The 22,994-nt window shown below is 47.4% G+C and carries 25 protein-coding genes; 23 read left to right on the top strand and 2 right to left on the bottom strand.

Annotation, left to right across the window (positions count from 1 at the left end; all coding sequences use genetic code 11):
• Positions 1 to 182: 182 nt before the first annotated feature.
• Entirely contained in the window at positions 183 to 659 is a 477-nt protein-coding gene (locus P2H89_RS33800) for a VOC family protein (RefSeq protein ID WP_275835697.1), read from the top strand.
• Between the two features lie 352 nt (positions 660 to 1,011).
• Positions 1,012 to 1,422, top strand: coding sequence for an SRPBCC domain-containing protein (locus tag P2H89_RS33795; protein ID WP_275835695.1), 411 nt, complete (start codon positions 1,012 to 1,014; stop codon positions 1,420 to 1,422).
• Positions 1,423 to 1,483: 61 nt separating this feature from the next.
• Here the strand turns inward: P2H89_RS33795 and P2H89_RS33790 are convergent, their stop codons facing one another.
• Complete coding sequence (locus P2H89_RS33790; protein WP_275835693.1) at positions 1,484 to 2,179, bottom strand: DKNYY domain-containing protein; 696 nt, start codon at positions 2,177 to 2,179, stop codon at positions 1,484 to 1,486.
• A 762-nt stretch (positions 2,180 to 2,941) separates the two neighbouring features.
• Between P2H89_RS33790 and P2H89_RS33785 the strand changes: the two genes are divergently transcribed.
• From P2H89_RS33785 to P2H89_RS33755, 7 genes are all read left to right on the top strand, one after another.
• A complete protein-coding gene (locus P2H89_RS33785) occupies positions 2,942 to 3,421 on the top strand; it encodes a hypothetical protein (RefSeq protein WP_275835691.1) in 480 nt (159 codons plus the stop codon).
• Positions 3,422 to 3,508: 87 nt separating this feature from the next.
• On the top strand, positions 3,509 to 4,945 hold the full coding sequence (locus P2H89_RS33780; protein WP_275835689.1) for a beta-lactamase family protein: 1,437 nt from the start codon (positions 3,509 to 3,511) through the stop codon (positions 4,943 to 4,945).
• 87 nt (positions 4,946 to 5,032) lie between these two features.
• Positions 5,033 to 5,443 carry a hypothetical protein gene (locus tag P2H89_RS33775; RefSeq protein ID WP_275835687.1) on the top strand — a complete coding sequence of 137 codons (411 nt, stop codon included), beginning with the start codon at positions 5,033 to 5,035 and terminating at the stop codon, positions 5,441 to 5,443.
• 246 nt (positions 5,444 to 5,689) lie between these two features.
• Complete coding sequence (gene arr, locus P2H89_RS33770; RefSeq protein WP_275835685.1) at positions 5,690 to 6,121, top strand: NAD(+)--rifampin ADP-ribosyltransferase; 432 nt, start codon at positions 5,690 to 5,692, stop codon at positions 6,119 to 6,121.
• A gap of 15 nt (positions 6,122 to 6,136) precedes the next feature.
• On the top strand, positions 6,137 to 6,592 hold the full coding sequence (locus tag P2H89_RS33765) for a hypothetical protein (RefSeq protein ID WP_275835683.1): 456 nt from the start codon (positions 6,137 to 6,139) through the stop codon (positions 6,590 to 6,592).
• A gap of 12 nt (positions 6,593 to 6,604) precedes the next feature.
• Positions 6,605 to 7,378 (top strand): DUF2310 family Zn-ribbon-containing protein, encoded by a 774-nt coding sequence (locus P2H89_RS33760; protein WP_275835681.1) that lies wholly within the window; start codon positions 6,605 to 6,607, stop codon positions 7,376 to 7,378.
• Positions 7,379 to 7,419: 41 nt separating this feature from the next.
• The gene (locus tag P2H89_RS33755; protein ID WP_275835679.1) at positions 7,420 to 8,157 is read left to right on the top strand and encodes a hypothetical protein; all 738 of its coding nucleotides are present in this window, start codon (positions 7,420 to 7,422) and stop codon (positions 8,155 to 8,157) included.
• A gap of 33 nt (positions 8,158 to 8,190) precedes the next feature.
• On the opposite strand, the gene P2H89_RS33750 is transcribed toward P2H89_RS33755, so the two are convergent.
• Positions 8,191 to 8,553 carry an IPT/TIG domain-containing protein gene (locus P2H89_RS33750; protein WP_275835677.1) on the bottom strand — a complete coding sequence of 121 codons (363 nt, stop codon included), beginning with the start codon at positions 8,551 to 8,553 and terminating at the stop codon, positions 8,191 to 8,193.
• A gap of 226 nt (positions 8,554 to 8,779) precedes the next feature.
• Here P2H89_RS33750 and P2H89_RS33745 point away from each other — a divergent pair, with 226 nt between their 5' ends.
• The 14 genes from P2H89_RS33745 to P2H89_RS33680 all read left to right on the top strand — a co-directional run bounded on the left by P2H89_RS33745 (position 8,780) and on the right by P2H89_RS33680 (position 22,924).
• Positions 8,780 to 9,667 (top strand): VOC family protein, encoded by an 888-nt coding sequence (locus P2H89_RS33745; RefSeq protein ID WP_275835675.1) that lies wholly within the window; start codon positions 8,780 to 8,782, stop codon positions 9,665 to 9,667.
• Positions 9,668 to 9,811: 144 nt separating this feature from the next.
• Positions 9,812 to 10,264 (top strand): MlaD family protein, encoded by a 453-nt coding sequence (locus tag P2H89_RS33740; protein WP_275835673.1) that lies wholly within the window; start codon positions 9,812 to 9,814, stop codon positions 10,262 to 10,264.
• A 13-nt stretch (positions 10,265 to 10,277) separates the two neighbouring features.
• The gene (locus P2H89_RS33735; RefSeq protein WP_275835672.1) at positions 10,278 to 10,877 is read left to right on the top strand and encodes a hypothetical protein; all 600 of its coding nucleotides are present in this window, start codon (positions 10,278 to 10,280) and stop codon (positions 10,875 to 10,877) included.
• Positions 10,878 to 11,057: 180 nt separating this feature from the next.
• Positions 11,058 to 12,161 (top strand): acyltransferase, encoded by a 1,104-nt coding sequence (locus tag P2H89_RS33730; protein WP_275835670.1) that lies wholly within the window; start codon positions 11,058 to 11,060, stop codon positions 12,159 to 12,161.
• Positions 12,162 to 12,260: 99 nt separating this feature from the next.
• Entirely contained in the window at positions 12,261 to 16,883 is a 4,623-nt protein-coding gene (locus tag P2H89_RS33725) for an FG-GAP-like repeat-containing protein (protein ID WP_275835668.1), read from the top strand.
• A 109-nt stretch (positions 16,884 to 16,992) separates the two neighbouring features.
• Positions 16,993 to 17,370 carry a cupin domain-containing protein gene (locus P2H89_RS33720; protein ID WP_275835666.1) on the top strand — a complete coding sequence of 126 codons (378 nt, stop codon included), beginning with the start codon at positions 16,993 to 16,995 and terminating at the stop codon, positions 17,368 to 17,370.
• A gap of 162 nt (positions 17,371 to 17,532) precedes the next feature.
• Positions 17,533 to 18,138, top strand: a complete 606-nt coding sequence (locus tag P2H89_RS33715) for a hypothetical protein (protein WP_275835664.1) — start codon at positions 17,533 to 17,535, stop codon at positions 18,136 to 18,138.
• 225 nt (positions 18,139 to 18,363) lie between these two features.
• A complete protein-coding gene (locus P2H89_RS33710; RefSeq protein WP_275835662.1) occupies positions 18,364 to 19,407 on the top strand; it encodes a methyltransferase in 1,044 nt (347 codons plus the stop codon).
• A 55-nt stretch (positions 19,408 to 19,462) separates the two neighbouring features.
• Positions 19,463 to 19,861, top strand: coding sequence for a VOC family protein (locus P2H89_RS33705; protein WP_275835660.1), 399 nt, complete (start codon positions 19,463 to 19,465; stop codon positions 19,859 to 19,861).
• A 142-nt stretch (positions 19,862 to 20,003) separates the two neighbouring features.
• Positions 20,004 to 20,432 carry a hypothetical protein gene (locus tag P2H89_RS33700; RefSeq protein WP_275835658.1) on the top strand — a complete coding sequence of 143 codons (429 nt, stop codon included), beginning with the start codon at positions 20,004 to 20,006 and terminating at the stop codon, positions 20,430 to 20,432.
• An 18-nt stretch (positions 20,433 to 20,450) separates the two neighbouring features.
• Positions 20,451 to 21,221, top strand: coding sequence for a hypothetical protein (locus P2H89_RS33695; RefSeq protein ID WP_275835656.1), 771 nt, complete (start codon positions 20,451 to 20,453; stop codon positions 21,219 to 21,221).
• Between the two features lie 100 nt (positions 21,222 to 21,321).
• Positions 21,322 to 21,807: a hypothetical protein gene (locus tag P2H89_RS33690; protein WP_275835654.1), complete on the top strand. Its 486-nt coding sequence runs from the start codon at positions 21,322 to 21,324 to the stop codon at positions 21,805 to 21,807.
• A gap of 137 nt (positions 21,808 to 21,944) precedes the next feature.
• Positions 21,945 to 22,367 carry a hypothetical protein gene (locus P2H89_RS33685; protein ID WP_275835652.1) on the top strand — a complete coding sequence of 141 codons (423 nt, stop codon included), beginning with the start codon at positions 21,945 to 21,947 and terminating at the stop codon, positions 22,365 to 22,367.
• Between the two features lie 2 nt (positions 22,368 to 22,369).
• The gene (locus tag P2H89_RS33680) at positions 22,370 to 22,924 is read left to right on the top strand and encodes a hypothetical protein (protein ID WP_275835650.1); all 555 of its coding nucleotides are present in this window, start codon (positions 22,370 to 22,372) and stop codon (positions 22,922 to 22,924) included.
• Positions 22,925 to 22,994 lie beyond the last annotated feature (70 nt).

The raw sequence follows: 22,994 nt of genomic DNA, 5'->3' as shown, positions 1-22,994 counted from the left end.
AAGATCATTAAATTTTAGTGATAACACAATAGTATGAAAGCATGAAACGCTCGTTTCGGGTTATTAGCAGTGCAACTTTACCAAACTGTCGATTGACTTGTTTGAATCGCAGCAATCGCCCCCTAAAAAGCCAATACATGGCGCATGGTCAATAGGATAATAAATCCTAGCTTACAGCCACCATGAAACAGTTTACCATAACAACTCTCATCACGGCAGCCTCCTTTTGCCTGGGCTTTGCCGCAAAGACATTCCTTACGCCTGATAATGCAGCAGCCCCTCAAAAAGTAACCGGCATTGGCGGCGTCTTCTTCAAATGCAAAGACCCGAAGAAAGTGAATGAATGGTATCAACAACACCTGGGTTTGAAGACGAATGCTTATGGAGCCACTTTTGACTGGTATGAGGGTTTCGACAGCACCAGGAAGGGTCAAACCCAATGGACGACTTTTAAGGAAACCTCGAAATACTTTGAGCCTTCAACGAAAGACTTTATGATCAACTACCGGGTTGCCAACCTGGTGGCGCTGGTGGCGGACCTTAAAAAGGAAGGTGTAACCATTGTGGATACGATTGCCACCTACGACTTCGGCAAGTTTGTGCACATCATGGACCTGGAGGGTAACAAGGTTCAGCTGTGGGAACCCATCGACAATTAGTACACAAAACACCTCGGAGCAGTGCATCCCGCCAAATTTCCGGGCAAACGGCCGCTTTCGGGTTGACGAAAGTCAAAAGATGAGGGAATTTAAAAAAAAGTTAACAAAGCTTTAGTACGCCGGGGTGGTTTTGTTGTTTCTATAATAAAGGATAAGGTTTAATGGTTAACGAATTTGATTAGTGTACGCCCTGCGTTTCAACGCGGGGCTTTTACTTTTTTACCGCTCCAACTTGTAGCCGCTTCTTCGATCCTGTCCAGATCACCCACCTCCAAAGTCCATTTACCACCCCGGCCGGGTAGCATCCGGACGTTACTTTTACCATTCATTTTATTCATCAAAAAGTATATCCATGACAAACATCCGTCATAATGTAGTGATTAAAGCCCCGGCCGATGCAGTATACAGGGCTATCACCACGCAACAAGGCATTGAAGCGTGGTGGTGCAAGCAAACTACCGCCAAACCGGAACTGGGGTTTACTAACGTCTTTATATTCGGAGATATCCGGAACGAGATGAAGGTAACAGCGCTTTCACCCAATAAAAGAACGGAGTGGGATTGTGAAAAATCTATCGAAGAATGGATCGGCACCACGATCGCCTTCGAACTGGAAGACAGGCAGGATAAGACGCTTGTTCGGTTTACGCACGACGGCTGGCGAGAGGTTACCGACACATTTGCAGGCTGCAATTACCAATGGGCATTGTTCATGAAAAGCCTGAAATCTTACTGCGAAACCGGGCAGGGCACTCCCTCCTGAGTACTTATTCGCTTCACGATGCAGGTTAAACCGACGGGCTCGCCGGTCGGTGCCTGTATCGTTACAAACCAGTCACACTTCGCCGGATAGAGTCGAGGTTTTCTTCTTTAACATCTGCAGCCGTCATCTTTTCTCCCAAATAGTAATAATTGTTTTTATCGTAGGCGATGTTATGGGAATAGCCGGTGTCCAGGACCTTAAAACTTGACAGGTCGGCCCCTTTAATGATACTCCCTCTGTAATAACAATGCTTATTGTCTTTTGAAAAATAATCACTCTCTAAAATCATGAAAGAGTTTACATCTGCGTCGTGATTGATGGAGATCGTTCCACCGTCGGACATAGGGTTGAAATTATATACGTGGTACTTGTCAATACAGTTAAAAGCACCCACTATCCTGAAGGATGGCGTATCCACTACATACCTCATTTCTTTCTGCCCGCCGTTGATCGAATCAGCAAGGTCTGCATAATAAACGGTAGTGATGTAAACATCTATCAGTTGGGTACCGGCATCCCGGTCTAACCGATATGATCTGTCCATCGCTTTGAAGGCCAGCGTGCCTTTGTCGTTTAAGTAGAGCCCGCAGGGGAGCGGGGTAAACAATGACGTGTCGATAGCGATCACCCCAAAAGCATGTACGGCTTGCATAGGCGGTTTTGCCGCCTCCGAAGTAGATTCACGCTGTTTGTCGCTATTGCGTCCGGAGCAATAGGCAAAACAAAAAAGGATGCTCAAAAAGATCAAGGGTTTCATACAATGGCTTAAATGGTTGGGGCCTGTTAAATATACTTAATTACTTCGGAAATGGCTACCTGCTTCCATGGGTGCGTCTGGCTTCGTTTTGAGAAGAATGCTACTGTAAAAAAGGGCGCCCACTACACCAGGAAGCAGGCGCCCTTTTTATGGCTGTGAGACGGTTACAGACAGGATACAACAAAAAACGGCCGCCCGGGAGGGGCGGCCGCTGTAACTAAATAAGGTCTTCTACCTTCAGGGGTCATACATATTTTCCCTGATCTTTCATTGGAATTGGTTAGAGGACGACGGACATTGGACTTTAACGGACAGTTTTTTCATCCGGACATTGGATTTGGACATAATAACCAGTTTTTCAGGATACGGATTGTTGGACATGGACATTGGACGTATAGGATACGGATCAAAGGACTCAGGACATTGGACTTTCGGTAATACTTATGAATATCTAAAGGGAACTTAAAGACTGTCTGTTGGGCTTCAATGCGGGCTGCTGGCTTCTATTCTTCTGCTGGATCACTTTCTGATATTGAATATACAACACTCGTAATTTCCAGACAACTCAAACGGGCTTAACCAGCAAACGGGATGTCTGAATAGCAATAATCTGTTGTTCAATCTATGCACCCCATTAGGCAAAGCCATCTATTGGCTGTCTGATTGACGCGTAATTGCCGAATATACCGGCATAGCCCATTTTGTTCTCTGCAGTAATTTTTTCGTATAATAGCAGCATTATTCCACAATACTCAATACACCATGCGCATAGCTGGCCTCTGCCTTCTTTTGATCATTATCAGCACTTCCTTCAGCAGGGTAGAGCTATACAAAGATTATTGCAACCCACGATTTGATTTCTGCATCAAGTATCCTTCTACCTTTAAGAATACCCAGCAATCTGAAAACAATGACGGAGCTACTTTTACCAGCAAAGATCAACGCGCGCAAATTCTGGCCTATGGAAGGTTGGTCGTAGAGGACCTTGATAAGCTGGAACAGGAGTTTGGTTTCGCAACGGACAAGATAAAAATTCACTATAAGGTGATGAAAGGCTCGTGGTTTATTTTCTCGGGCGTAGACACCGCCGGGAACATCATTTACCAGAAAACAGTGAAGAAGGCAGTCAATTATATGGGTGATCCTGGCACGGAGGTGTTTCAAACAGTCCGGATCAGTTACCCACCTTCCCAACAAAATGAGTACAAGGATTATTGCGGCATTATCGCGAAATCCTTTTGAAGGGTCTGCTTCCCGTGGAGGCGAGCAGTTTTTCCATGAAGCAATTATTGTATCAACAAAGTACAATCATAAACACATCTTACGATTTTGAAAAGGTTACTTGTATTCTTTTTGCTGTCGGTATCCATTAACCTTACATACGGACAGGTATCGCCCGATAGCATCCGGGCCATCATCACCCGGGAGGTAGCGGCCAAAAGAGGCAAAAGCATCATCGTAGGAATTATTGACTCCACCGGCAGGAGACAGGTCTTTGCCGCCGGCGTGCTCAGCGACAGGGATCGCCGGCAACCAGATGGCTATACGCTGTATGAGATTGGCTCGATCACCAAGGTATTTACCTCCCTGCTACTGGCAGACATGAGCGTAAAGCATCAACTGAATATAACCGACCCGATCTCAAACTATTTACCCCCCAATGTTAAAGCACCCCAGCTTAACGGGCGGGAGATCACGCTGCTTTCTTTGTCAACCCACCGGTCGGGCATGCCCCGTTTCCCTTACAACGTGGCTCCGAAAGACCCTGACAATCCCTATGCTGATTATACACCAGCCAGGCTGTATGAATACGTTTCGCCCTTTCAACCGCCGGATATTGATACGAGATGGAGATATTCCAATGTAGCTTATGGACTACTGGGCTTGATCCTGGAAAAAATAACCGGCAACCATTTTGAGGCGCTGGTAACACAAAGGATCTGCCAGCCGCTCCATATGCCTAACACCACAGTCACCTTGAATGCGCAGCAGCGGGCCAACCTGGCTGTGGGCCATGCTGAGACAGGAGCGGTCGTTGGCCTCACCAAACTGGGGGCCATCGGCGCCGGCGGAGCCTTGTGCTCGAACGTCAACGACCTGCTCACCTTTGCAGCAGCCAACCTGGGCCCCACCGCAACCAACCTGTTGCCTGCCATGGAGGAGACTCATCTATTACGAGCCCCAAAAGATGGGGAAGGCACGTACACCACCATGGGCTGGACGCTTTCCAAAGACAGCAGCAAATACCTGCTATTCAAAGATGGTGGCATGCCGGGTTACCGGAGCTTCCTGGGGATAGACAAAATCAACAAATTCGGGGTGGTGGTTCTGTGTAACAACAACAATTCAGTAACGGATATCGGCAGGTATATACTCGATCCGGGGCGCAAGATTGATCCCTACAAATATCCATGGGCTTTGTTGGATACCTTGAGAAGCACGCTTAGCGACAGGGGAGTGGATGCTACAGTTGCCTTGTATAACCAATTAAAGACATCCCAAAACACAGCGTATATATTTAATGAATTGCAGCTGAATTACCTGGGCAATGAACTCCGGAAAGCCAACAAGGTAAAGGAAGCCATCAGTATCTACGAACTGAATGCGCGGGAATATCCAACTTCGACTTTGGTATATGAAAGTCTGGCGGAAACTCATAAACTATGGAAGGACAAGCCCAATGCCCTACGGTATTTTGAAATGGCGCGTAAGTTGGATCCGCAAAATCAGCATTGGACTTATATGATCGAAAAGCTCGCTAAGTAGATCGACCGGTTGATCCTGGCAGAAAGTCTTGTTGGAAAGGTTGTTTTCCGTTAGGATTTGTTGTATTATGCTGCAGAAAAATTCTATATGAAATATTCATACCCGCTCAAGCAATGGCTGCTCACGCTACTGGCCGGTCCACTCGTTCATTATTTCGTTACTGTACTTTTCGCAACCCGTAATCAGAACCGTATAGAGTTCCACGAAATTTACCTCATAGTACTTATCGTAAGCCTTGTATTATCCCTGCCAGCTTTCCTGATCTATTGCCTGATATATCAGGCGCTGGAAAAAGGTGCTGTCCCGGCTGTAGTATCGAAGACTTTATTAACATGCTTTTCGATTATCAGTATTGCAGCGACCCTGGGTTTAACCATGGGCGAAGCGTTTTCAACCTTGACATTGGCATATTCAATAGTAGCGGTTATTACCGGCGTTGTATTTGACATAAAAAGCAATACTGAACCAGCAATAGATCAGCTTGCCCCAAAAAAGTAATATGAAAATACAAAAGCTAACAAACGATGGACCACCATAAGACAGCGGAAGTACTGCTTGATTGAGGCAGTTTTGACCTGTAAAAGACAGGAAACGTTGTAGGTAGAACAGCTTTACCCTGGCCTTTGTTCACGCCTTGAATGAGAAAAAAAATTCTATCATAAAATACTGTAGTCCTTGGGGGAATGATACTAAATCGCTGTAACTTTTGCCAATCATTCATCAGCGAAAGCTTAAATAACCCATATGAACACAGGCAAAACTATCTCCCAGACAGAACAGGCCGCAGAACCTTTCTACCATGGCACCAGGGCCGACCTGAAGACGGGCGACCTGATCGAAGCCGGGTATAGTTCCAACTACGGTAGCCGGAAAAAAGCCAGTTACGTTTACTTCGCCGCTACATTGGAAGCCGCCACCTGGGGTGCCGAGCTGGCCGTTGGCGACACCCCCGAAAGGATCTACATCGTAGAACCTACAGGCCCCTTCGAAGACGACCCAAACCTAACGGATAAGAAATTCCCCGGCAATCCCACCAAATCATACCGTACTAAAAGTCCGCTGAGGGTGGTAGACGAAGTCAGGAACTGGACAGGGCATTCGCCCGAACAACTGAAGACGATGAAAGATCACCTCGCTCGATTGAAGGAGCAGGGGATAGAGGCGATTGAAGATTGAGAAACAGTCTTTATTTTGAATCCAAATCCCTATTTTGGCTCCTATATGACCACAAGGCACACTATTTACCTTTCTGTCGCCATACTTATCGCAACTTGTATGGCATGTCAAACCTCACCCAAAAGCGAGGACACCTCTAATCCAGGAACGGAGGACTTTGCTAAGCTGGTTACCCAGCTTGACGAATTTAAGCAGGAACAAAAGCGAATCGACTCAATTAATAAAAAGTCTGCATTTCCTGTTACGGTTTCTATTGAAATTATTGACACCTCTTTTTTTGATGAAGACAAAGGGAAAAATATCTCACTTGCTTTTATTACGGAGCAGCATCCTTACGAAAAGAGGACCATGTACACGGTGAAATACGACAAAGACAATAAAAAAATAGTCACCGTCACTAAGGCCCATAAGCAATTTGAAAAAACCGATGCCGGCACTCCAGAAGACGTGCCACTTCCACCCATACGGTAATTAAAGACACTTATGTTCAAACAGAAAATTTCCATAACGATCAACACAACGTTTGCCAGAGAAAAACTTTTCAGCGAGTTTGAAACGCTTATGGGCAACTTATGTAAAACAGGACAAATAATTGGCAACTACGAAACTCCTTTCATTAACGACGATGAGCTGATTGCATTTCAAACTACATTAGAAAGAGGATCGCTTTCCCGCAAATACTTTGACGAGTATGTTATTCAGCGAAAAAGAAATCTTGAAAAATGGTGTAATGCTAAGTTAAGAACAGAAGTTGTCGGGAAAACCATTCCGGCTTATAAAGGAGTTTGCAAATGTAAAAAGCCGGCATTTTACATTCTTTTCACTTATGCACTGAATGACTCGGGATTTATTGACTGTGGTACCTGCAAGAAAGTGGTTCCGTTTTACAAATTGAAACATCTCAATTACAATGACAGGTATGAAATGCTGGGCTGGGAAACCAACTACAAAGCGTGTGACAATTTGCAATTGAGGTGCACCGTTGGCGAAAAATGGGCCACCAGGCAAATGAGCGACCCGAAGTCCCAACTTTCGGCTCAAGGGATAAAAATTTGCAACAGGCTAAAAGAACTGACAGGCATTCCAGCTTATTACTATTTGTATAATTACAGATACCTGTCGCCAGAACAAGACAAAGCAAGAAAATGCCCGTCCTGCAATGGAAAGTGGCTTTTAAAAGAAAGGCTTCTTGACTTTTACGACTTTAAGTGTGATAAGTGTAATATCCTGTCGTCATTTTCACCGAATGCAAAATAATTACCAGGTGACCACTTAAATAAAAAACTGTGCAGGAACCCATGACCTCAACAACCTTCGAGACAATTATCTGCATCCCCGGAAACTGGAATAGCTGGGATGAATTAATAGTGGAGATCGTAGCAGCAACCAATGGCGAGTACCTGGCAGCCGGGAATATTCTGATGCATGCCGGGAATAACAAACATTACACCATTGAATTATTCGCACCGGACGATAGGATGAAAGCTTCCTTCAAATATGCGGGCATGACTACGGGGGTAACCGAGCTCTTTCTGGATGACATTGAACGGCACAAACATGTTGTGTATATCACCGGCACCACAGGAAATTTCGAAGACGCCAGGCAAATGGCTCTTGTTGCTGACGCCATCTTAAAAGCCGGCGGATTGGGTGTCAAAATTGAGACAGTGGGTAAAGCTTTTGAGAAAGCCCATTGGAGCGAGCTGCTGGCATCGTTCGATGAAGCTACACTTTATACTATGTTTGTGCTTGACTCGATCATGGACGAAAGTGGCACCGTTTTCTCTTGCGGTATGCAAAACCTGGGTTTAAAAGACACCATCGTATCGGGCGAGGAGTTACAACAGGCGGTTGATCTGATAAAGATCTTTGGCTTTTACCAGATCGTCGACAAACCAACTATACATAACGGGCAAACGTTTGCCACAAGTAGTGAATCACCCCTTTACCTGATCACAGAAGAATTCTATCACCCCTACCAGGGTGATGAAGTATTTGGGAATCCATTTGGCACCTGGAGACTGACCAAAGTCTAAGGGACCGGATTATCCGTGGTGGGTATTAACACATTAAGGAACTACTTTGAAGACATCTGTAGACGCTACAGTAATCCCCGCCACCGTAATGGTAACCTTACCAGTGGTGGCATCTACCGGCACCGGCACTTTCAACCCATTTTTGCCGGCTGTAGTGACTGTAGCAGACTTCCCATTGAACTTAACCAGGTTCAAGGTTTTGTCCAACAAAAAGCCATTTCCCGTAATCTCGACGGTATCACCGGCTGATGCTTCCAATGGGCGGATGGCAACTATATTGAGCAATACGTTTGAAAGGGGATCGTTTTTGCCACAACCTGCCAGCACTAACACAAAGAACGGTAACAGGAGAATGACGGGGAAGAACCGGTTGCGGGTCATGGCGTTGAGTTTCATAATTAAGTTGTAGCGCGTATTGCAGACACACCACGATCATAAAGTAACAACAATCCACCCGCCGGGTAAAGGGACTTATTGCTCAACTGACCTTTTCCTCGTTTCAGTTGTCGAAAACACCGGTTGACAAAAGTCACCTAAAGATTCTTCTAAAAAAGTAGGGTAGGGCTTGGGGAACTATATATCCCATATTTCAACCAACCAAATCTTTGTATATTAGTACATCATGGCTACCCCCTTCAAGCTCATCCTATTACTCCTGCTGGCATATGCACCGATCATCAGTCACGCCCAACAACCCGAACGACCATCCATCCTGGGCATCGCATTGGTAGAGCTACAGGTGAGCGATATCAAGAAAGCAAAGACCTTCTACGAAGGATTACTAGGTTACAGGTGCACACCAGTAAAGAAGGAGGGAAGAGGCGAAGCCTTCTCCATCCAGGTCAACCACCGCCAAACCATCAGGATATATGGCGGCCTCCCCGAAGGGCAAGACGAAAGACTGCTCACCACAGGCTTTCAAACAACGGACGCCGAAGCTATGAGAGCCTACCTGAAGGCCAAGGGCATCGTTGTGCCAGCCAAACTAACCAGTGAAGCAGGAACCCTTTCTTTTACCATCCAGGACCCCGACGGTCACCCCACACAATTCATTCAACGCAACAACGAAAAGCCGGCGGCAACAGTCCAAAACCACGGAGGCAGCCCGATATCCGACCGCATTCTGCACGTCGGACTTACCATCGGAGACCCAGCCACTGCCAACAGTTTCTACGAAACTATCCTCGGTTTTTCTGAAATATGGCGGGGCGGGGCCAACGACTCCGTCACCCACTGGATCAATATGCGCCTGCCCGAAAGTACCGACTATATCGAGTACATGCTGCTGCTGAACAGAAAGCCCAACCGCCAGCAGTTAGGCTCCCTGCACCATATAGCCTTATTGACCCCAGACATGCAAAAGTCTCTCGACAGCCTGCAGGATAGAGCCTCCAGGCTGGGGTTTAAGATTGCCGCCCCACGAATAGGCCGCAACAACCGCTGGCAGCTTAACCTCTATGACCCAGATGGTACCCGAATTGAACTCATGGAACCCTTCACCGTTAAATGATTGAACGGCCCAGAATATCGGCAGTCTGCTGCGCCAAACCAAAGGAACTTTGTCCATTATTGTTTCCTGTTAGGAATTGTCGTATTATAGCAGTAGCCCTTGTTGAGGGCAATAAATGCTACTATGCGATCTATAATCGTCACCATGTTCACCATAGTTTTTTTCGGATGCCGTACGGACAATCCTACCATCACTATTTTATTTGACAAGGTTGACGTATTGCAGGTGGGAGCAAAAGTCTATTGTCAGGGAAAGCCCGTTGGCGAAGTAATAGATCTTGACGAAGTTCAACACAAGATCGCTGTTAAGATTCAATTAGAAGAAGGCGCGCGGATTCCAATTGGGTCAACGTTTGTGCTCAATCCATCTCTCCTGGGTTCGGCGGATATCTCCATCGAACCTTCATCAGATCCAACCTATATTTTATCGAAAGACACGGTGTTGGGAGAATTCAATCAAAACGCGTTATTCGACAACCTTACAACAGATACTGCAAAGCGTAAAAAAATCAACGAATCGATTAAAAAGATAAAAGAGGGAATGAAAGGGATCATTGAGGCGTCCAAAAACGATACCATCCAAGCTTTACGTCCTTAAACCAAAATCTGAAATGGCTATAATGCAACCCAAATGGCATGTTTATACTTTCCTGATGCTTTTATGCGTAAATGTGTACGCTCAGGAGCGGGAACAAATTCCCTACAACATGGGATCTCAAAATGACACGCTTACCTTAACCACTTTTCAATCCGCCACCACGCTGGTGGCATACAAATTTGACTCCGTAACCTTGTTTGTGCATTTAGCCGATTTCAGAATAGCATTCGATGACCTTTGGAATACCTATAAGAGGGAATCTAAGTGGCACACCCAACACAAGTCTGATCAGGCAGGCAGCACCTTAAAGACCTGGCGCTTTCTCGATTCAATACGTGCCATCATGGACACCCGGTTGCGCGCTAAGGACACACTGTTTCTCTCCAGGAAAAGCTTCAGATCTGCAGACCTGGGTGATCTGATTGATTTCTTTCCCGCAATGATAGATAAGAATCGATGCACCATCGTCGATACGAAAGGACAAATTCATCTTTCAGTCGTGCGACAAAAAGGAGGATGCCAGGTAAAAGGAGGCGGATTCGGTGGGCGGAGGTACTTCCTCCCTGGTGCTTCTACCTATTTCATTGAAGCGATTGACTGGGAAGCTGATTAGACCAAAATTTACAACATTGTACTTTCAGGAATATATCTTAAATTAGTATCACTCCCCCTAATCATCCCACCCTTCACCAAATTCTTCACGCACATCCCACTGAAACCAGGCAATGTTTGGTTAACCTGTCGTTTTTTATCCGCTCCGGCCCCTATGGTCATTGATTAATATTCAAACCATATGACGCACATCAAACAGTTGGACGCCATCCGGGCAATTGCCGTATTGCTTGTATTGGTTTGGCATGGCTTTCCCGTCACGCACCTCATCAACCACATTCCCAACGGCCCCATCGGGGTCAACATGTTCTTTGTGCTCAGCGGCTACCTGATCACCCGGATCCTGATGGAAGACCGGCTCAAAGCCGAAAGAACCAACCTCCCCCGGCTAATGGTCTTCAAGAATTTCTTCTTCCGCAGGGCACTCCGCATCTTCCCCATTTACTACCTCACCGTTTTTGCATTGTGGCTGGCCAACGGCTTTGCGAACTCCAACATAGAGCCCAATATCGGCTACTTCCTTACCTACACCTCCAACTTCTATTTCTTCCGGATACAGGGATGGGATGGCCTGCTGTCGCACACCTGGTCACTATCGATCGAAGAACAATTCTACCTCGTATGGCCCTGGATCATGTTGTTCCTGAACCGGAAATTGCTATTGCCCTTGATCATCGGCAGCATCGTTATCGGCATTGTCAGCCAGTATGCCGTAACGCCGCCTTATGGCGAGTTGCTGCCCCATACCTGCCTGCATGCTTTTGGAACCGGGGCCCTGCTATCCTGGATAATGGTCTTTCGCCCGGCCGCCCTTCCCGGCGCTTACAAGGTACTGGGAATATTCGGGGCGGCGGCTGTGGTGATTCTCGTCCTGGAAATCATGATCGGCAACTGGCAGTTTGCACCGGTGCGGTTGTTAACTGCCGCCATCACCGGTTGGCTGATCGCCTGCGTTTTATTGAAACGAGACCAGCTCGCCTGGCCGCTATCCTGGGTACTGAATAACAAACCACTGATCTTCCTCGGAAAGATCAGCTATGGCATCTACCTGTATCACCCCATTATTCCGCACTATACGCTCCCGACTTTAAATGCCATCAACCAACACATACCCATCATCGGCAATCACCTGCTTTTCATTGAACAAAATTGCCTGGTAATCCTGACCGCCTGGCTATCCTGGATGCTCATTGAACGGCCCATCCTGGGGCTCAAGAAGTATTTTGTGTTGCCGGGTAAGAAAGCTCCTGTACCGGTAGATGTGGCCGGACAAGTCGCAGTGTAACCGAGGGACTCTTTTCAGTAATAAGCCATTAAAACAAGCCCTGTATTACCGGATGGTTAACCGCTTGGGAATATAACTTCCGCCTATTATCTTTAATGCATGGTATTCGGCCTTACCCCCATGCACCCCACCCAATGTATCTATTGGCGCCTGCGCCCGCTCCTGCTTAGTTTGCTATGTATCTTTTCAGTCCACTTCGCGCTCGCACAGCCAGCGATTCAAAGCTTTTCGCCCGAAAAAGGACCGATGGGCACTACGGTGACCATCACCGGCAGCGGCTTCAGCAACACGCCAGTCAACAACATCGTTTACTTTGGGCCAGTGAGGGCCGTTGTGGAAGCAGCCAATGCTACTTCACTCACGGTAAAAGTACCCGGAGGGGCATCCGCCAGGCGCATTGCCGTTACGGTGAATCAACGAACCGCGTGGTCGAACCGGCCCTTCATTGTTACTTTTCCGGATGGCGGCAATTTCGATTATGGATTCTGGGGCGACCGCTTCGATAGCAGCACCGGCCCTTATCCCTATGCAGTCGCGATGGCCGACCTGGATGGAGATGGAAAGATCGACCTGGTGAATACCAACAATGGAAATGTGCCGGCGTCTTCCATTTCCCTGTTCCTGAATACCAGCAACAAAGGCGATATCGCATTTGCCACGCGCAAGGATATCACCGTGCCCGATATGCCGCGCGATATAGTGACGGGCGATTTCGACGGTGATGGCAAGCAAGACCTCGCAGTTTCTTATATCGTTGATCATGGAATTGTACAGGTGTTCCGCAACGAGAGCACACCGGGCAACCTTCAACTGTCGGCACCAATAACCTTGAGTGTAGGGGCAAGTCCCTATGCCCTGGTGGTGGGCGATATCGACAAGGACGGCCGGCCGGATATTGTTAGTGCCAATAACTTATCGGGCAACGTTTCATTGTTGCGGAATACGACCACAGGCAATACACTATCTTTTGTTAAAACAGAAATTTATACGGGTATCTGGCCGGCCGATGTTGATATGGGCGACCTGGACAACGATGGTAAACCAGAAGTCGTAGTAACCCATGAGCTGGGCAACGCGATCGTGGTATTGAAAAACAACAGCACACCCGGTGCAGTAGCCATGCAGGCATTGCCGGCCATACAAAGTTTCGGCGCCCTGAAAGGTATTGCGGTGGGTGATCTCGATGGGGATGGCCTTGCCGATGTGCCCTGTATCGAACCGGACAGTCTGAAGCTGTCTATGTACCGCAATACGACTACAGGCGGCGCCATCAGCTTTGCGGCGCCCATTCGCTGGGGTATCATCGAAGCACCTGGTTTCTACAAACCGTATCACCTCAAAATGGATGACCTCACGGGCGATGGCAAACTTGATATGATGGTAGCAGGGCCTGGCACTTCGGTAAACCTTTACCGCAACCTGAGTACCCCGGGCAACCTGAACCTTACCATGTACTACCACCTCAGCAGCTTTTCTCCCTACGAGCTGGCCTCGGGCGATCTTGATAACGATGGCAAACCAGACGTAGCAGCTGTAAACTTTACCCACCACAAGCTGTCGATATGGCGCAATCAGGGTAATGAGCCTGTTGTATACAGGTTTTCGCCAACATCAGCGGTGGCCGGCACGACGGTCACCATTGAAGGTTCAAGGTATACCCAGGCAACCGGGGTTTCATTTGGTGGCGTGCCAGCGGCCTCCTTTACCATCGATTCGGATGGACGGATACGTGCCGTTGTAGGCACAGGCAACTCCGGCGCCGTTGCCGTCACCAATGCATACGGCACCGGCCGCAAGGATGGGTTTGAATTTGCTGCACCTCCTGTTATCGGGGGCTTTTCGCCGACGCTTGGAGGCAAGGATACCCTCATTACCATTACCGGAACCAATTTTATACACCTCAAGGCAGTAAAGATCGGCGGCGTGGACGTTGCCTCCTATACTGTAGTTTCGCCAACGGTTATACGCGCCATAGCGGGTAGCGGCGCCACAGGCCCCGTGTCCGTGACCACCGATTTTGGCAGCTACGATCATGGCACCTTCACCTACTACGAGCAGCCTGTCATTACTTCTTTTACACCGGAAAGCGGAGCCAAAGGCACTGTACTCACCATTACCGGTCAACACTTGCTGGGCACCCGTACACTCAGCGTGGGCGGTTATCCCGTCGTTTCCTTCCTAGTGCAATCCAATACACAGCTAACGGCAGTTATGGCCGATGGTGGCTATGGTGATGTGCGCCTGCGCACGCCGGGCGGTGTCGCTACCAAAGGCATCTTCAGGTTTGCCCCGGTGGTGGTGCAGTCCATCACGCCCGGGCGGGGGCCTGCCGGCACCCTGGTGCAGATCACCGGCCAGCATTTTAGTAACGTGTCCGACAGTAACCTGGTTTTCTTTGGTACCACACGCGGTAAAGTAGTGAATGCCTCCAACAACCTGCTCACGGTGGAAGTGCCTGCGGCAGCCACGCTGGGGCCGCTGAGCGTTGTTGCCCATGGCACCACGGGTTATTATCCCAGGGGATTCTTGCAAACCTACAACAATGGTCAGGCGGGTATTTCAAAACAATCTTACGGCTGGGCAGGCGCCTTCTCAACACCAGGCGATCCAACGCAATCGATAGTCGCCGACCTCGATGGAGATGGGCGCCTGGATGTACTGGTCATGGCCGATTTCAATAAGGGGCTTGCCTATTTGCGCAACACCAGTGTTAACGGCAAGGTCAGTTTCGAGGCGCCGGTACCGTTGCCTGGGGATATGGGCTATCGTGCTTACCCCATGTTGCTGGGCGACCTGGACAGCGATGGCAGGCCCGAGATCGTAGTGAATTATGCATCGTCTTTACGGGTGTTCAAAAACCATAGCACAACATCAAAGATCGCATTTGCCGATTATGTGGAATACCCCCTCGCTAATAGTGCAAACAATGTACTCATCGCAGACTTCGATGGCGATGGACGACAGGATCTGGTGTATGGTTATGCAGATGCCAACTACAAGTCCCGATTGGGCGTATCGCGCAACGTGGGCAGCAACGGCCAGATAGCCTTTGCACCAACGCTGGATATTGCCGGGGGCGACAATACCCAGGGCCTGAAGTATTCCGCTGACCTGGACCTCGACGGTAAAATAGACCTGCTGATGCGCAACAATGACCTGCTTACCGCTTTCCGCAATACCAGCACCCCTGGCAACTTCCAGTTCACCGCCTCAGCCAGCCAGCCGGTACTGAACGGATATTACTATAATATTATTGGTGACATCAACGACGATGGTTTAGCCGACGTAGTACTGATTTCTGAGCAAGACCAAAAGCTGATGACCGTTTACCGGAATACCAGTGGCGGGGGCAAGCTTTCCTTCACCGAATCGATGACCTTGCCGATGCCAGAAGTGGTGAACGGAACCGTGATCGGCCAGCTGGATGGTGACGGTATACCCGATGTAGGCATTATGCCGGCATCGCGCATGACAACCATACTGTATCAGAACAAATCAAACGGCAGTTCAGTAGCGTGGGGAACCGGTGTAGATTTTGCTACCGATAAAGCCCTCTACAAGTGGATAACCACTGTATCGGTGGGGGATGTGGACGGTGATGGCAAGCCTGATATGATCGCACACAATAATCCGGGTGACCAATTTACCATCCTGCGCAACCAGGCCGGTGAGGCAGTCATTACACGTTGTGCCAATGATAAAGTACAGCTGCAGGGGGAAGTGGCTGGCAACACCTACCAATGGCAGGTAAACGATGGATCCGGATTCAAAGATATTGCCGACGATGCCATTTACCAGGGCACACATACGCGCAACCTGCAGATTGTGTCTATTCCCTACAATTGGGATAGCTACGAATACCGCTGCATCACAGACGGAGTGGCGGGGGTGCGCAGCAACCTGGTGGTGAACGCTGTGCGACCATTCGGAACCTTAAAGGTGGAACAGGATATCGTGTGCGGAGGCGGGTTTATCCGGGTTGAGCTGGAAAGGCCTGCTTTATTCCCCAGCGAAACGAAGCTCGAATTGATGGAGAGCATCAACGATGGGGCGTATAAGGTGGTCAACACCAGTACGACAAGTTATCCTCAGATCCTCAGTTATCCCATTGACCAGGTGGCCGGTCAGCGTAAATATTATTTCCGTATGACGCCGGTGGAGGGCGCTGCCTGTCCGGTACCTACATCATCAAATATCGATTCGGTGAAAGTATTCACTACGCCGCGTCCGCTGGTACAGATGGACGGCCAATCGATGCGGGTAACCAACGTCGATGCTTCGACGCTGTACGTATGGATGAAAGTAACGGGCAGCGGAAAAACAGAAGTGTTTTCCGGTACCGGTGCGGCTGGCGCTACGTTCGCCACCCGCGAAAGTGGTACCTACCTGGTGCAGGCCAGGCCGAAGGACTGCTGGATAAGCTCCGAAGAATTGAACTATGCCTATACTGCGGTAACCGCTATCGATGGCGCGCGCTTGGGTGTACGGGCCTATCCAATACCGGCCGATGATGTATTATACATTGAAACGCTGCGTTTGTCGGATGCCTGGGAAACCCTGTACATCGTAGCACCCGATGGCCGCAGGCAACAGCCCATATTGTCGGTGGCAGGTCGCACCCAGGTGTCGGTTCCGCTCGCAGGCCTCAAGCCCGGTATTTATTATGTAGTACTGAATCGCCAGCGGAAAGCGCCGGCAGTATTAAAATTTATGAAGAAGTAAAATACTTACCTTTATAACGCATACCAACTTCCCCCCAGGAAATGTACCCACCTTCAAGTAGTAGAATTTAGCCTTTATCGGTATTCTTTAACCTATAAAATAAATTCATATGAAGATCAAGAAGGAAGACATCCCGGTAATCATGGAGGCACCCGGCACCACCATGAGAAATATGACAGGATTTGGCGGACTCACAGCCGCCTTTAATGAAGTGCCCGCAGGTACCGATTTTTCAGCCTTGCTGCAGGGCCTCAAAAACGACGTTTGTCATTGCCCGCATTGGGGATATGTGGTGGAAGGGGAGATACTGATAAAATATGATAACGGCACCGAAGAAACGCTAGCAGCTGGCGATATGTTCTATTTGCCCCCCGGACACACCGGCATCGTAAAGAAAGACCTGAAGTTCGTGGAATTCAGCCCCGAAAAAGAATTTGGTCAGGTGATGAACCATATCGCCAAAAAGCTGGAAGAAATGAGTGCCTGACATATTCAGCCATCATCTGCCATCGCCGGGAGGAAATACTCCCCCGCATTTTTAAGCGTCTATACGACATTTTTCAACGTACAGAATGCAATACGTATAGACTGCCCGCCCCAAAAAGGATTTGTAGTTTTACGGCATTAGCCAAATGCCTAAAACAAAACAATGAAACTTATCCTGACCATGCTGTCCGTAGCCCTCATCGCCTGCTTTTATTCCTGCAACAGCGACAACAACACCACAGCCGCTACCTCAAAAACGTTCAAGGACACGAGCCATAGCACCATGTCCGGACGGCTGTTTTCGGACACCAGTGACATTTACCAATACACCTGGCGGGCGCAAGGCGGGGTCCATGTCATTTCCCATTTCGATAGCGCCCGAAAAGAAAACGATGTGGTATTTCAGTTTGTAGGTGGCAATGAAAGCCTGGAGGCAAAATTCATAGACTGCAATTTTGATTCAATAAGGGATATGGTGATCAATGTTGGTATGACCGGCAAAATCACAGAAGAGAACTGCATTATCATCCTCAACACAAAAGATGGTTTCAAGGAGCTTCGCCAGTTTGTTAGCTACCCCCAATTTAACAGCCAGGATAAGGTAGTAATATCCCGCTACCAGAGCTCCCGTGATGCAATAACCATCAATAAGTATAGCTGGCGAGCGGACAGTTTATTATTGACCGGGAGCCAGACCATGCCGGAAGCTACCTACAATGCCGCATTTGGACCGTTGAAGGCCATCCCGTGGCAGCCAGGCATCTTTTAAAAGCTTCACTTCCGTTGACCAACATCAAATAATCTCAGGCCGAAGTAGCCCCCTCTACTGCCATTATCCAACAGCGGCCAGGAATATCCTGCCCTGCATGGGATATTTATTCTACTTTTGCTGACGTCCCCCACAAATCTCCTCCCTTTGAAGATCTCCCGGCTTACTCACCACCTTACCTTTCGGCACCCATAATCTTTTGCACAAGCAATAAATCTAACGACAATGGAGAAACAAACTTCCCAGGCTTCGCCGGCTACCATCATGCAAATTGGCTCCGGATTCTGGGCTTCAAAGATCCTGCTCACCGCAGTACAATTCGAGCTGTTTACACATTTAGCAAAGCGGCCAAACATGAGCGCTTCGCAGATCAAATCACTCTTGAACCTGAATTGTACCGACAGGCACCTATACGATTTCCTGGACGCCCTTTGTGCATTTGGCTTTCTAAAAAGAGAAGGGGTGCTCGACACCGCCGTTTACGCCAACAGCCTCGATACCGAAACCTTTCTGGATAAAGCAAAGCCCGGCTACATGGGCGGTATCCTGGAAATGTTCAACGACCGGCTGTATGGCTTCTGGGGCAATCTTGGTCAGGGCCTGCAAACCGGAGAAGCACAAAACGAAGTGAAAGATGGTGGTGAACCGGTATTTGAAGCACTGTATAAAAGCCCGGAACGATTGAACGGCTTTGTCAATGCGATGACGGGCATTCAGATGGGCAATTTCATAGCCCTCGCCAACAAGTTCGATTTTTCGAAGTATAAAACATTCCTGGATGCCGGCGGCTCTGCTGGTGTGCTATCGCTCATGGTTGCCAAACATCAACCGCATATGACCTGTACTACGATGGACCTGCCTGCCGTGGAGCCCATTGCCAATAAAACCATTCAACAATTTCAGCTGGCAGACCGCGTAAAAGCCATCAACGGCGATTTCTTTAATGAACCGTTACCGAAGGCCGATGTGATCGCCATGGGAAATATCTTGCATGATTGGAACGAAGACAACAAGATCAAGCTTATGCAGAAAGCCTACGATGCCTTACCTGCGGGAGGCGCTTTCATTGCCATAGAGGCCATCATAGACGACGAACGAAAGCAGAATGCATTTGGCCTGATGATGAGCCTGAATATGCTCATTGAAACGGCAGATGGATTCGATTATACATTTGCCGATTTTAACCGGTGGGCTAAGCAAACCGGCTTCAAATCGACCGCCATCATGCCATTGACCGGGCCTTCCAGCGCAGCAATTGCGTACAAATAACAGGCAAGCCAGCATCAATGGGAATCTTATAAAATTAACACCAGCATTCAACCATATGAAAGCAAAAAAGATCTGGGCAAATTTTAGCGTGAAGGATGTAGCCCGTACCAGGCAATTCTATACTGCATTGGGGTGTAAACCCAATCCAATCGGCGACTATCCTCAATTAGCGAGTTTTTGTTTTGGTGACGATGACTTTGTGATACACTTCTTTGAGCAAGGCTCACAAATAGATGAATATCTGCCTGCCGGTTCCACAACCAGCAGCGAGGTCATATTTACGCTTTCTGCAGAATCCGAGGAGGAAGTAAAGGAATGGGAAACCAGCGTAAAAGCTGCAGAAGGTACCATTTTGCAGGAAGCAGGGAGGGACAAGGGCGGTTACTTTACGCTCGTTTTTGCCGATCCTGATGGCCACAAGTTTAATCTATTGTTGATTGAGCAAGGGATGTGATAGGGTGACTCGCACTGCACACTTATCGGTCATTTTGACACGCTTTTGGGGTAAAACGGCACAGTTACGGGTTTGTGTTTGGTTACATGCCGTATTGCTCTTTACCTTCACGGCGGTTAAGTACTTTTTTTACCCGCCCCTTATGACCAAGTTTATCATTTTTATCATCATTTTTGCCCTGGCGTTTGTATGGTATTTTGTTTCGGGCCTGATCCGTCGAAGAAAGCTGATCAGGCAAAACAATATTACCAGGGCGGGTCAGGAATTGCTCAAAGAAACAGGTATTAAGATCGTTGTATACTTCAAGGACTGCGCAATCAGGACCAATGAATACTTTCCCGACCTGCAGCCTAATGAAACTTCCAATAGCGAGCAAAGGACGGTTTCTGTTATCATTTGCATACAAAAAGACACTACGGGAAAAATCAGAGAATATATAAGTGACAGCATTGAAATGCCAATAGAGTCTCTGCGACTAAGACTGGAAAGCAAGAAGTACACATCCCTTTATGTAAACAAAAAAGACAACGATCAGTACTATTTCGATCTTGACTTTATACGTACTACTTAAACCCCTGCAAGCCCATCCATGAAACAAACATTCATTCTATCAATCGTTCTTATTTCGCTGATTGGCACACCAACCTATGGTCAGCCGAAATATGGAGCGCCCAAGGATAGTACCAATTTCGAAGCCACCATCAACCCCGACCATTTTCTGGCAGGTACCTTCTCAGACTACCTGGGCAGGTTTCAATATATCGATAAGGCCACACAGATTGACAAATATTACCCTTACGAGGAGCCATTGGCAACCTATATTGGTAATTACATAATCAAGCACTACAGCATACAAGCCGCCCCTCAATTTGAGGAATCAAGAAATTCAATCATTTTATCACCAGCACTTGCCAGCCGGATGCACAACGAATATTTCGACGCAAAAGGGAGCTTCATCTATCGCAAACTAGATACCGAAGAAAAGAAGTATTCATATTTAGCAGGCGTTTATTACAGATTCGGAGAGCAACTAGAAGGGAATATTTATAAGTTACAACTCGCCAACTCTCCCAAAGCTAAACAGCTATACCAACTACTGAATGACCTTGAATGCGACAAAATAGTGCATAAATTCCTACGGGGTAATATCCCTTCATCTGACATTTATTATTTCGTTGCCACGCCACGAATGATTAAGTACTTCAATTCCATCAAGGAAGAAAAAGCGGCACTTCAACAATCCTTTTACGGCAACTTGCCTGGAAATATCTTCGAAGGAGAACAAGGGAAAGCAGCAAAAGAAATCGTTGACAAGGAGCGTAAAGAATTGGTCCGGAGCCTCCACCTGGTCCTTGACTAAACCGTTGGTGCCTAAAAGATGCCACTTGTTTACAGACAGGCCTATTTGTTCGCCGGCAGGTAGGCAAATTGAATATATTTAATGCAAACTACATCATACCATGTCTTTTTTTAAGTCGTTGTTTACCAATAAACCAATTAAGGATAATTTCCCCATCGAAGTCTCTGCCGAATTTCCGCAATATGTAAAGAAAGCCATACAATTATTGGGGGAGCAAGGAGTGTTGGAAAATGAGGCAGTATTTGAGCTGTTTACGGCAAATGGCATCCCCGGCAAGGAAGCAACAGAGATATTCCTGTTTTTACCGATCGCTTTTGTGCGGCATTTACTACCAGATTTCAATTGGAAAGACTCTTACCTGGAATTCTACAGTAAGAAGAAACAAATAGAACGGAAGTATAGCGAAACGAAAGCTTACCTGATCATTCACGAAGTCACTCAGCAGTATTTCCAAAACTCTCCGGTAAAAGAAACAGTGTTTAAAATTGCCGGAAGAAGTTCGGAGTTTGATGCCATCAATCAATTCCTCCATAACGGAGGTAAACTGGAAGATGGGGAGCTTAGTTTAACAGTGATCATGCGTTAAAATCGCCCACCCAATACTAAACCAACAGTTCCCGCACTACACAATTATGGTCTGTTTTCAAATTCACCTATACTTCCAGGGAAATAAGGATCGTAGGTATAGAACAACTGTAAAAGTAACTCAACCCTAAACACTTTATGAACAAACTCATCCTTACAGCGATCATCGCATTCCTTTTCTCAACTACCCAAGCGTTCAGCCAAACCATTGACCTCTCAACAGACAGCATTGAGATAGCCCTTTGCAAAAAATGGGAAATCGACTATGCCATACTGGGCAACATGAAAATCGGAAGAATGCCCGGTGCTGCAGAAAGTAATTACGAATTCAACAAAGACAAAACGTTCACGCTAACAGGTAAAGACCCGAAAGACAAATCAAAAGGCACCTGGGTGTATGACAAAAAGAGTAAAACTATTAAGCTGACCCTCAATGGAAGAAGTAACACCAACATCATTTCATTAAAGGAAGGGGAACTCATCATGCTTACAGATACCAAGGAGGCGACACCCAATGACCCCATGGAAATCAAGGTGGTTTATAAGATTAAAGCAGGATAGACATGAATCGTGACCGGGCAAACAAAAACAAAGAAAAGATCAGCCTATCATCCTCATTATTACTAATTGCAGTTGGTGGAATTGGGTTTAACTTAGTCTATAAGTATGATAGATACTACTTGGGAGAGCCCCTGATCGCCAGGCAAATTTATATTCAAGACAAGCCCGAATATATCTATGACGGCGAAGGAACCAGCAGATATACTTTCAAAGGCAAAAACTACCCTTGTCGTTTCTGGTTATCAGAAGGGGCCTTAAAAACGATCAAAGACAACGAGCTGATCAAAAACAGCGTCGAATTCATTGAAATCGGAGACACGATTGAAGTTAAAATAAGGCAACCAGACGAATTGAAGCTCCAGGATGCTGCTGCACGCCCACGTGTGATTGAATTGGCTAGAAAATCGACTGTAATCATTTCAGCCAGCCAGGTTCAGGCAGAAGACCAAAAGTGGTTGTACATAAACTTCGGCATCCCGATAGTTTGTCTCCTGATTTGGCTCTTTATTCAAGTAAGAAGAATAATAGCTTCCCGATCAAGTACTGAGGCAACATAATTCTTGCTATTCTTTATAAGTTGCCGGGCTATTCCTTTTTGTTTTACATTAGAAATTGTCATAATATAGC

Source organism: Paraflavitalea sp. CAU 1676, assembly GCF_029223285.1.
GTDB lineage: Bacteria > Bacteroidota > Bacteroidia > Chitinophagales > Chitinophagaceae > Paraflavitalea.
Note: the sequence above shows the minus strand (reverse complement) of the source record. Positions and strands in the feature narration are given on the sequence as shown.

Bases quoted from the DNA above. Each gene is read 5' to 3' on its own strand.
- P2H89_RS33760 (WP_275835681.1), top strand. From the start codon at position 6,605: ATGTTCAAACAGAAAATTTCCATAACGATCAACACAACGTTTGCCAGA.
- P2H89_RS33730 (WP_275835670.1), top strand. From the start codon at position 11,058: ATGACGCACATCAAACAGTTGGACGCCATCCGGGCAATTGCCGTATTG.
- P2H89_RS33750 (WP_275835677.1), bottom strand. From the start codon at position 8,553: ATGAAACTCAACGCCATGACCCGCAACCGGTTCTTCCCCGTCATTCTC.
- P2H89_RS33740 (WP_275835673.1), top strand. From the start codon at position 9,812: ATGTTCACCATAGTTTTTTTCGGATGCCGTACGGACAATCCTACCATC.
- P2H89_RS33685 (WP_275835652.1), top strand. From the start codon at position 21,945: ATGAACAAACTCATCCTTACAGCGATCATCGCATTCCTTTTCTCAACT.
- P2H89_RS33795 (WP_275835695.1), top strand. From the start codon at position 1,012: ATGACAAACATCCGTCATAATGTAGTGATTAAAGCCCCGGCCGATGCA.
- P2H89_RS33705 (WP_275835660.1), top strand. From the start codon at position 19,463: ATGAAAGCAAAAAAGATCTGGGCAAATTTTAGCGTGAAGGATGTAGCC.
- P2H89_RS33785 (WP_275835691.1), top strand. From the start codon at position 2,942: ATGCGCATAGCTGGCCTCTGCCTTCTTTTGATCATTATCAGCACTTCC.
- P2H89_RS33755 (WP_275835679.1), top strand. From the start codon at position 7,420: ATGACCTCAACAACCTTCGAGACAATTATCTGCATCCCCGGAAACTGG.
- P2H89_RS33680 (WP_275835650.1), top strand. From the start codon at position 22,370: ATGAATCGTGACCGGGCAAACAAAAACAAAGAAAAGATCAGCCTATCA.
- P2H89_RS33745 (WP_275835675.1), top strand. From the start codon at position 8,780: ATGGCTACCCCCTTCAAGCTCATCCTATTACTCCTGCTGGCATATGCA.
- P2H89_RS33715 (WP_275835664.1), top strand. From the start codon at position 17,533: ATGAAACTTATCCTGACCATGCTGTCCGTAGCCCTCATCGCCTGCTTT.
- P2H89_RS33775 (WP_275835687.1), top strand. From the start codon at position 5,033: ATGAAATATTCATACCCGCTCAAGCAATGGCTGCTCACGCTACTGGCC.
- P2H89_RS33695 (WP_275835656.1), top strand. From the start codon at position 20,451: ATGAAACAAACATTCATTCTATCAATCGTTCTTATTTCGCTGATTGGC.
- P2H89_RS33700 (WP_275835658.1), top strand. From the start codon at position 20,004: ATGACCAAGTTTATCATTTTTATCATCATTTTTGCCCTGGCGTTTGTA.
- P2H89_RS33710 (WP_275835662.1), top strand. From the start codon at position 18,364: ATGGAGAAACAAACTTCCCAGGCTTCGCCGGCTACCATCATGCAAATT.
- arr (WP_275835685.1), top strand. From the start codon at position 5,690: ATGAACACAGGCAAAACTATCTCCCAGACAGAACAGGCCGCAGAACCT.
- P2H89_RS33720 (WP_275835666.1), top strand. From the start codon at position 16,993: ATGAAGATCAAGAAGGAAGACATCCCGGTAATCATGGAGGCACCCGGC.
- P2H89_RS33735 (WP_275835672.1), top strand. From the start codon at position 10,278: ATGGCTATAATGCAACCCAAATGGCATGTTTATACTTTCCTGATGCTT.
- P2H89_RS33800 (WP_275835697.1), top strand. From the start codon at position 183: ATGAAACAGTTTACCATAACAACTCTCATCACGGCAGCCTCCTTTTGC.
- P2H89_RS33790 (WP_275835693.1), bottom strand. From the start codon at position 2,179: ATGAAACCCTTGATCTTTTTGAGCATCCTTTTTTGTTTTGCCTATTGC.
- P2H89_RS33725 (WP_275835668.1), top strand. From the start codon at position 12,261: ATGGTATTCGGCCTTACCCCCATGCACCCCACCCAATGTATCTATTGG.
- P2H89_RS33690 (WP_275835654.1), top strand. From the start codon at position 21,322: ATGTCTTTTTTTAAGTCGTTGTTTACCAATAAACCAATTAAGGATAAT.